Source organism: Microcoleus sp. Pol14D4, assembly GCF_036701245.1.
GTDB lineage: Bacteria > Cyanobacteriota > Cyanobacteriia > Cyanobacteriales > Microcoleaceae > Microcoleus.
The window spans coordinates 1-6,949 of the sequence record NZ_JAUBQM010000142.1 but is presented as its reverse complement, the minus strand read 5'-3'; the positions used below and the strand labels follow the sequence as shown (position 1 = coordinate 6,949).

Genomic DNA, 6,949 nt, shown 5'->3' with positions numbered 1-6,949 from the left:
ATTACTTGTAGCAATTTCAATGTAGCGGCATCAGCCCATTGTAAATCGTCGAGAAAGATGACTAAGGGATAGTCAACTGAACAAAACACGCGGATGAATTTTTGAAATACTAAATTAAACCGGTTTTGTGCTTCTGTAGCGCTTAATTCTTGTACGGCCGGCTGTTTGCCAATGATTAATTCTATTTCAGGAATGACATCGACAATTATTTGACTATTAGTGCCAATAGCTGCTAAAAGTTTTGATTTCCAGGTATTGAGTTGATTTTCGCTTTCTGTTAAGAGTTGCTTGACTAATGATTGAAAGGCTTTAACAACTGCCGCGTAAGGGATGTTTCGTTGAAATTGGTCGAATTTTCCGGCAATAAAATAACCTCTGGCTTTAGTAATTGGTTTATATACTTCTTGTACTAGGGCGGATTTTCCAATGCCCGAGTAACCGGATACTAGCATCATTTCGGTGCTGCCTCTGCTGACTCGCTCAAAGGCTGCTAATAATGTTTCAACTTCATTTTCTCTGCCGTAGAGTTTTTCGGGGATGAGGAAATGGTCTGTAATATCCCGCGTTCCCAATGCAAACGTCTCAATGTTACCCGTGTTTTGTAACTGAGCCAGACAATTTTCTAAATCGTGTTTCAGTCCTAATGCAGTCTGATAGCGATTTTCCGCATTCTTTGCCATCAGTTTACTAACAATTTGCGATAAAATTAGGGGAACTTCTGGCTTGATTTGATGTACCGGAATCGGCTGTTTTGCTAGATGACAATGCACTAACTCCATTGGGTCGTCTGACTCGAATGGTAACTGTGTTGTCAACAATTCATAGAAGGTCACACCGAGGGAATAAAAGTCACTCCGATAGTCAATGCCTCGATTCATTCTTCCTGTTTTTTCTGGGGAGAGATAAGCTAAGGTTCCTTCGAGGGTGTTGGGATTCTGGATTTCTTGGGTTTCTCTCGGCAGCAGGGAAGAAATACTGAAGTCAATGAGTTTAATTTCTTTGCTATGTGGGTTAATCAGAATATTGGCGGGTTTGATATCTTTATGAATAACTCTGTTTTGATAGAGAGAGTGGAGAATATTTGCTAGTTTGAGGGCTAGGTTGAGAAAGTTTTCTAAAAATACAGATTTATCGGGTTGGTTTTTATTAGTTGCTGACGGGATATAAGTAGACAGGGAAACTCCTCCAAAGTCCTCCATTATCAAAGCATAGGCGTTTTTGTAAGGTGCTAAATCGAGGGGTTCAACCACTCCCGGCAGACGTAGATTTTTGGCAATGGTATATTGATTGCGGAATTGCAGCAGTTCGCTGAAGCTGGGGTATTCATTTCGCAGCAGTTTGATGACGACTGGAGTGCGATCGCTCTCCCGAACACCGCGATAGACTAAAGTGCGAGATCCTGCATAGAGTTGCTCTGTTATGCGATACCCTGGCAGGTCAGTAATTGTCTCCATTTTCCAGTTCTCAATAAATAGGGGGTTACTATATCTCTAGTTTACTCAGCCAACTTGAAAAATTCTCAATGGCCTCTAATGTTCCTGTAATTGTCAGTGGGCATTCTGTACGAACGATCGCAGTTCGTTGGATAGTGAAGCCATATTATTAATTGTTTTACAGGTTTTGATTACCAACTGATAATAAGCGGCAATCCAGGCCGGAAATCTACCTGTTGTCCCTGCACTTCTCCATCAAAACCGAGCTCGACAAAATACTCGGTTCCTATCCGCAATTTTAATTGATTTGTCTCAAGCACTGCTTGAAGTTCAGGTGACGGATTATTTGCAGCAGGACTGACTAATTCTACACGAGTAATTTCCCGGAAACCAACACCATGATCCAAAGGCTGTGACTTAGGGGCCGAGTCTCGATCTGGACGTTTACCAAAGGCAATTTGGAAAAGCATGGGTTCAGTCAACACATCACTATTTGTTCCTACTGCAATACTCATAGTTTCAGATAAATAAGGTGGACGATATGCCCAACTTGAAAATGCAACTGTGTCCTCAGCACCTTTGGCTGGACGCAAACAGATGCCAAATGGACACGCACCATTATTCCGATTTGTCGATCGCTCCCAAAGACGAGTCTGATGAATTGGCTCAGACTGCGCCTCTTCTGGATCGTGAATCCATAACAATTCCAACATTGCGTTATGGAAAAAGAAACAGCGATTGGCTGTACCTTGTCCGTGATGAATGCGAGATCCACCCTCAACTAAACCGAAGGATGATAAACGATTAGCTTCCGAAGCACCAATATCAGTAAGGATGAAAAGATGGTCGAATTCAACTGTCATAGAATTATTCATCGAATTACTCGATCGCTCAAGTAATTTTAATCCTCTGTGATTGCTTTTTTTCCGATCGCCACGCTGATGCTGCACAGCGTACTGTACCAAAGCCCAAAACCTGTACTCAGTAAATCTTTCCCAATCTAAAATCTAAAATCTAAAATCGGTCGCCCCAACCTTCAAGTTACAACCAGATTGAGGAACCATCCGCCCGCATCCAGCAGTCTCAACATCCAGTTACCGACAATTCTGCTAAAGTCAGGTCATCCAAGGAGTGCATCTTGTAGAGAGGCGATTCGCAGCCTCTGCCCCGAAAGCAGTAAAATCCCATCAGCTTGTCACCTGCAACCCGATCGGCAGTAAGTTAAAAATTAAGGTAGTTTGAAAATAATCGCCCAAATTTGAAAGAAGCCTTGACATCTGACCTAAACTCTCTAACTTAGACCCTCTAGCTGCGCTGCCATCCACATTTAAAAGATGCCATGTCAACCTTAGTCATCGTCGAATCTCCTACCAAAGCCCGCACCATCCGCAACTTCCTGCCCTCCACCTACCGTGTAGAGGCATCGATGGGCCATGTCCGCGACCTACCATCCTCCGCCGAAGAAATACCAGAAGCCGTTAAAGGAGAAAAATGGGCGCAACTGGGCGTAAACGTGGAAGCAGACTTTGAACCCCTCTACGTCATCCCGAAAGATAAAAAGAAAATTGTTAAAGAACTCAAAGACGCCCTCAAAGACGCCACAGAACTGATACTAGCTACTGACGAAGACCGAGAAGGCGAAAGCATTTCCTGGCATTTGCTGCAAATCCTCAAACCCAAAGTTCCCATCAAGCGGATGGTGTTTCACGAAATCACCCGCGAAGCTATCCGCGACGCCTTAACTCACTGTCGCGATATCGACAATCGAGTAGTACAAGCCCAAGAAACTCGCCGAATTCTCGACAGACTCGTCGGTTACACACTCTCTCCGCTATTGTGGAAAAAAATCGCTTGGGGTTTGTCCGCCGGTAGAGTACAGTCAGTCGCAGTCAGGCTTTTGGTGCGCCGGGAACGGGAACGCCGCGCCTTCCGCCAAGGTAGTTACTGGGATTTAAAAGCCCTTTTGGAAAAGGGCAAAATTTCCTTTGATGCCAAACTCGTGACAGTCGGCAATGTAAAAGTTGCAAACGGCAGCGATTTTGATGAAAATACCGGGCAAATTATCGCAGGCCGCCGTGTACTTTTGCTGAACGAAGAACAGGCGCGGGCTTTACTCTCACGCATCCAAAACAAACCTTGGACTGTCGGGAATATTGAAGAACGGCCAGTCACCCGCAAACCCTCGCCACCATTTACAACCTCGACTTTGCAGCAGGAAGCTAACCGCAAACTGAGGCTGGGTGCGCGGGAAACTATGCGAATTGCCCAAAGTCTCTACGAACGCGGTTTTATCACCTATATGCGGACGGATTCGGTACATTTGTCCGAACAGGCGATCGCAGCGGCGCGCAGTTGCGTGCAAGAACTTTACGGCAGCGAATACCTCAGCCCCCAACCGCGCAAATACACCACCAAAAGCAAAGGCGCCCAGGAAGCCCACGAAGCTATCCGTCCGGCAGGCAGCACTTTTCGGACTCCGCAGCAAACGGGATTGGATGGGATTGATTTCCGCCTCTATGATTTGATTTGGAAGCGGACAGTCGCTTCTCAAATGGCCGATTCCCGCCAAACTCACGTTACGGTACAAACTCAGGTAGAAGATGCCGGTTTCCGTTCCAGCGGCAAACGGATTGATTTTCCAGGCTTTTTGCGGGCTTACGTGGAAGGTTCCGACGATCCGAATGCGGCGTTGGAAGACCAAGAGGTGATTTTGCCGGCGCTGAAGGTGGGGGATAAACCTAATTGTAAGGATTTAGAGGCAGTTGGTCACGAAACTCAACCTCCCGCCCGCTACACGGAAGCTTCTCTGGTCAAAATGCTCGAAAGCGAAGGTGTGGGCCGTCCGAGTACCTATGCGAGTATTATCGGTACAATTGTCGATCGGGGATATGCCAAATTAATAGCTAATGCCCTAATTCCGACATTCACCGCTTTCGCCGTCACGACTTTATTGGAAACACATTTTCCCGATTTAGTAGACACCGGTTTTACTTCCCGAATGGAACAAACCCTCGATGAAATTGCCACCGGCGAGGCGAAATGGCTGCCGTATTTGCAAAAGTTTTATACAGGGGAAACCGGACTCGCAACCCAAGTTAAGGAACAGGAAAGTCAGATTGATGCGAAAGTTGCCCGAACTGTGGTATTGGAGAATTTGCCAGCAAAAGTTTGCATCGGCAAATTCGGCGCCTATCTGGAATCTGAAAGCGAAGAAGGCTTGGTAAAAGCATCGATTCCCCAAGATTTGACGCCGGCAGATTTAGACCCGGAACAAGTTGAGTTTCTGTTAAAGCAAAAAACCGAAGGCCCGGAAAAATTGGGTCTTCACCCGGAAACCGGGGAACCGATTTATGTGCTGATTGGCAGTTATGGGCCATACGTTCAGTTAGGGGAAGTTTCGGAAACGAACAAGAAACCGAAGCGGGCTTCTTTACCGAAGGGGACGGATAAGGATAGCGTGACGCTGGATATGGCGGTGAGTTTGTTGACTTTACCCCGGTTGTTGGGCACTCACCCGGAGACGGGGGCGAAGGTGCAAGCTAATTTGGGGATGTACGGGCCTTATGTGGTTCACGACCAGGGTAAGGTGGGGAAAGATTATCGATCGATCAAACCGCCGGATGATGTTTTGACGATCGAGCTCGATCGGGCTTTAGAGTTATTATCGCAGCCGAAAGCCGCCCGCGGCCGCAGCAAATCAGCCACACCTTTGAAGGAATTGGGCGCGCATCCAGAGTCAGGAGAACCGATCAATGTTTACGACGGCCGCTACGGCCCCTACGTGAAACACGGCGATATCAATGCTTCTTTGTCGAAGGATGAATCTGTGGAGAATTTCACCTTGCAAAGAGCACTGGAATTGTTAGCAACGAAGGAAGCAGCGGGAGGCGGTAAATCTAGCAGCAAGTCGAAGAAGTCTACTAAGACTGCGGCGGCGAAGTCCGAGACTGCAACTGAGAAGACTGCGGCGAAGAAAACTACTGCTAAGAAGACGACTACTGCGGCGAAGAAAACCACTGCTAAAAAGACGGCGACTGCGACAACAGCCAAGAAAACAACTAAGTCAAGTTAGCAGGATTTACGCACGGTACGGTCAGAAACCGGGTTTTTTGCGACAAGAATTTGTTTTAGCAAACAGATTCGGTAAAAAACTCGGTTTCTGCGATCGCCCCGTGGGTAAGTAGGTCGGCTCTTTCTAAAGTAATCCTTTCTTTCTCATGATATAATCAAGACTATCCATGTAGTAATTGGAGTAATTGAATCACCATGATAGCTGAACTTATGGTACAACCTTCCTACTGGATCGAGCGTGAGATTTCGATTGAGAAAGTCAGAAATATTTACTTATTCAAATTTACGGAAAACCTGCAAGCCCGATTAGAAGAACTAGCCGACCGAAAAAAGGCTAATCTTTTAACTTCAGAAGAGGTTGTAGAATTAGCAAGCTTACTAGAACTCGATCGGATTTTTACCTTAATTAACGCTAAAGTTATAGCAGCCTCATGTCCGTAAACCGCGCTACTAGAAATTTAGTAAGAAGTAGAGCTAATTTTCTTTGTGAATATTGCCATTCAGCGGAAGAAAGTAGCTCTACTCTATTTACGATAGATCATATTTTACCTCGCTCGATTGGTGGTAGCGATGAGCTTGAAAACTTAGCTTTAGCTTGTCATCGCTGTAATAATAATCGCTATAATTTTGTCACGGGTACTGACCCCGAAACAGAACAAGAAGTAACTTTGTTTAACCCCCGTCAACAGCAATGGTCTGAGCATTTTAACTGGTCGGCGGATGGTTTAGAAATAATGGGTATTACTCCAACAGGTAGGGGAACCTGCGATCGATTAGACCTTAACGATCAATATCATAATGAAGGAGCGATTATCAGAGCTCGTCGTTTATGGATTAGGGCAGGGTGGCATCCTCCCTCTAGCGATCCTTGCCAAAATTTATAATATCGAGCGCTCGATTTTAGATTATGGAAAGGCTCTCCTAAAATATCAAAATACATAATCAGCTTAACTTAATTCCTATTAGTTAAGTTTCTTGCAAAACGTTGTGAATTAATTCTGCTGCTAGTTCTAGCTTATCGCGGTGAGTCAGAGCATCCATGTCAACGGTGACTGTTGAGCGGCGCTTGGGTGCGGGTGCGACTGGGGGTGCGGCGACGGGCAACTCCAGGGTTTCGTAGAAGTAATCGATCGGTTTTTCGTACACGGCGGCGAAGGCGGGTAACTCCCTCTCGGCGTCTACTTTGCGCTTGCCGTTTTCGATACACGAGATGGCTTGTTGGCTCAGGGTTATCCCGTAGCGCAGCTCTAACTGCTCAATAACTTGCTCTTGGGTTAATCCGAGTGCTTCGCGGGTAGCCTTGAGGCGCTTGCCAAGGGAGAACGCCATATCAGGAAATCGTGTAAAGGACAATGAAATCCTATATTTTTCCTGGGGGGGTGACAAAAAGGTCTACGAGATAGACTGTATAAGGGTTGCGGCCCGCATACCTTGTTGATAAAAGC

At 46.0% G+C, this 6,949-nt stretch carries 6 protein-coding genes; 3 read left to right on the top strand and 3 right to left on the bottom strand.

Annotation, left to right across the window (positions count from 1 at the left end; translation table 11 throughout):
* Both QUA33_RS27095 and QUA33_RS27090 read right to left on the bottom strand, forming a co-directional pair.
* A partial coding sequence (locus QUA33_RS27095) for an AAA family ATPase (RefSeq protein ID WP_333152721.1) occupies nt 1–1,454 on the bottom strand: 1,454 nt, incomplete at its 3' end.
* A gap of 170 nt (nt 1,455–1,624) precedes the next feature.
* Complete coding sequence (locus QUA33_RS27090; protein WP_333099683.1) at nt 1,625–2,296, bottom strand: VOC family protein; 672 nt, start codon at nt 2,294–2,296, stop codon at nt 1,625–1,627.
* Nucleotides 2,297–2,772: 476 nt separating this feature from the next.
* On the opposite strand from QUA33_RS27090, the gene topA reads away from it, so the two are divergent.
* The 3 genes from topA to QUA33_RS27075 all read left to right on the top strand — a co-directional run bounded on the left by topA (nt 2,773) and on the right by QUA33_RS27075 (nt 6,388).
* Nucleotides 2,773–5,505, top strand: coding sequence for a type I DNA topoisomerase (topA, locus tag QUA33_RS27085; RefSeq protein ID WP_333152719.1), 2,733 nt, complete (start codon nt 2,773–2,775; stop codon nt 5,503–5,505).
* Between the two features lie 194 nt (nt 5,506–5,699).
* Nucleotides 5,700–5,945 carry a hypothetical protein gene (locus tag QUA33_RS27080; protein WP_333152717.1) on the top strand — a complete coding sequence of 82 codons (246 nt, stop codon included), beginning with the start codon at nt 5,700–5,702 and terminating at the stop codon, nt 5,943–5,945.
* Complete coding sequence (locus tag QUA33_RS27075) at nt 5,936–6,388, top strand: HNH endonuclease signature motif containing protein (RefSeq protein WP_333152715.1); 453 nt, start codon at nt 5,936–5,938, stop codon at nt 6,386–6,388. The genes QUA33_RS27080 and QUA33_RS27075 overlap by 10 nt, the downstream gene beginning before the upstream one ends.
* A gap of 82 nt (nt 6,389–6,470) precedes the next feature.
* Here the strand turns inward: QUA33_RS27075 and QUA33_RS27070 are convergent, their stop codons facing one another.
* Nucleotides 6,471–6,833 (bottom strand): helix-turn-helix transcriptional regulator, encoded by a 363-nt coding sequence (locus QUA33_RS27070; RefSeq protein ID WP_333152714.1) that lies wholly within the window; start codon nt 6,831–6,833, stop codon nt 6,471–6,473.
* Nucleotides 6,834–6,949: the final 116 nt, after the last annotated feature.

What these genes read in the sequence shown, in the direction of transcription:
- QUA33_RS27090 (WP_333099683.1), bottom strand. Translation starts at nt 2,296, where the DNA reads ATGACAGTTGAATTCGACCATCTTTTCATCCTTACTGATATTGGTGCT.
- topA (WP_333152719.1), top strand. Translation starts at nt 2,773, where the DNA reads ATGTCAACCTTAGTCATCGTCGAATCTCCTACCAAAGCCCGCACCATC.
- QUA33_RS27080 (WP_333152717.1), top strand. Translation starts at nt 5,700, where the DNA reads ATGATAGCTGAACTTATGGTACAACCTTCCTACTGGATCGAGCGTGAG.
- QUA33_RS27075 (WP_333152715.1), top strand. Translation starts at nt 5,936, where the DNA reads ATGTCCGTAAACCGCGCTACTAGAAATTTAGTAAGAAGTAGAGCTAAT.
- QUA33_RS27070 (WP_333152714.1), bottom strand. Translation starts at nt 6,833, where the DNA reads ATGGCGTTCTCCCTTGGCAAGCGCCTCAAGGCTACCCGCGAAGCACTC.